The organism is Chitinophaga sp. (assembly GCF_035564935.1).
In the GTDB taxonomy this organism is placed as follows: Bacteria; Bacteroidota; Bacteroidia; order Chitinophagales; family Chitinophagaceae; genus Chitinophaga.
This window is the reverse complement of the sequence record NZ_DATMTE010000146.1, coordinates 1-1,587: the sequence shown is the minus strand read 5'-3', so window position 1 is coordinate 1,587 and position 1,587 is coordinate 1. Positions and strand designations below refer to the sequence as shown.

The 1,587-nt window shown below is 44.9% G+C and carries 2 protein-coding genes; both read left to right on the top strand.

Annotated elements, in window-relative coordinates:
- Window positions 1-63: 63 nt before the first annotated feature.
- Window positions 64-1,002 carry a magnesium transporter CorA family protein gene (locus VN105_RS03945; RefSeq protein WP_325638143.1) on the top strand — a complete coding sequence of 313 codons (939 nt, stop codon included), beginning with the start codon at window positions 64-66 and terminating at the stop codon, window positions 1,000-1,002.
- Between the two features lie 18 nt (window positions 1,003-1,020).
- Window positions 1,021-1,473, top strand: coding sequence for an NUDIX domain-containing protein (locus VN105_RS03940; RefSeq protein ID WP_325638141.1), 453 nt, complete (start codon window positions 1,021-1,023; stop codon window positions 1,471-1,473).
- Window positions 1,474-1,587: the final 114 nt, after the last annotated feature.

The window sequence follows — 1,587 nt, the reverse complement described above, 5'->3', positions numbered from 1 at the left end:
CCTGTTGCACAATATTACGTCAAATGGAAACAGGATTCAACATTTTAACTACCTTTGCGCCCGATGATCCAGTATTTTACAAATATAGATTCCAAAACTGTTGAAATACGCCAGCCTGAAAACGGCGCCTGGGTAAATATTACCCCGCCGCTTAAACAGGCCGAGTTTGAACAGCTGTCAGAGGAACTCGATATTCCCCTGGACTTCCTCACAGACTCTCTTGATATTGACGAAAAAGCCAGGTTTGAGCTGGAAGACAATGTGAAGCTCATTGTACTGAAAACGCCTACCGAAAACAATTCGATCAATGAAAGTGAAGCCTATTACATTACCATCCCCATCGTAATTATCCTGACCCACCACCAGATCATTACGGTAAACTCTTTCGACAATACCGCCATCAAAAAATTCCTGAATACTTTTCATAACCGTTCCCCGGAAAAAAGGAACATGATGGTGCTGAAAATATTTGAGAAAGTGGTCATTAATTTCCTCGATTACCTGAAGGAAATTAACCAGCGCAGGAACATGCTGGAGGCCAAATTATACGATTCCAACCGGAACGAGGAACTGTTGGGTATTATGCGTATCCAGAAAAGCCTGGTATATTTTGTTACCGCCCTGCGCAGCAATGAGCTGCTGCTGATGAAGCTGGAACGTACCAATTTCCTGGGACTTAACGAAGATGAAAAGGAATTTCTGCAGGATCTGATCGTAGACACTTCCCAGGCGCTGGAAATGGCCAATGTATACACCAACATTCTCAGCAGTACCATGGATGCTTTTGCCAGCATCATTTCCAATAACCTGAACGTGGTAATGAAGCGTCTTACCTCCATTACCATTATCCTTACATTTCCCATGCTGGTGGCCAGTATCTATGGCATGAACGTGGATATCCCCTACCAGCACACCCTTCACGCCTTCTATATACCTGTCATCCTGTCTATTGCCATTTCGGTGGTTATCAGCTGGTATTTTATGAAGAAGAAGTGGTTCTAGCCTTTATTAAATAAGCATATGCAAACTGGATTTAACGTAAGAGTATACGGCATCATGATCAACGATCAGAAGCAGGTGCTGGTAAGCGATGAGTATATCCGTGGGGGTTATTACACCAAATTTCCCGGCGGCGGCCTTGAGTTCGGGGAAGGCACCCTGGAATGCATCGTTCGTGAATGGCAGGAAGAACTGGGCCAGGACGTAAAAGTAGTGGAGCATATTTATACCACCGATTTCTTCCAGATCTCTGCGTTTGACAACGTTACCCAGATCATCTCTATTTATTATCTCGTAACACCGCTGTCGGCCTTCACCGCCGCTGTAAGCACCCAACCATTCGACTTTACGGTGCCCGAAGGCGTGGAAGAAGTGGAGCGTGCCCGCTGGATCAGCTGGGACGAGTTTTCATCTGAAGCGGTTACCCTGCCTATTGATAAAGTGGTGGCGGATATGGTAAAAGCAAAATATTAAAAAGAAGAGGGCTGTTCCGTAGAGCAGCCCTCTTCTTTTTAATATTTTGCTTTTACTATATCCGCCACCACTTTATCAATAGGCAAGGTAACCGCTTCAGATGAAAACTCGTCC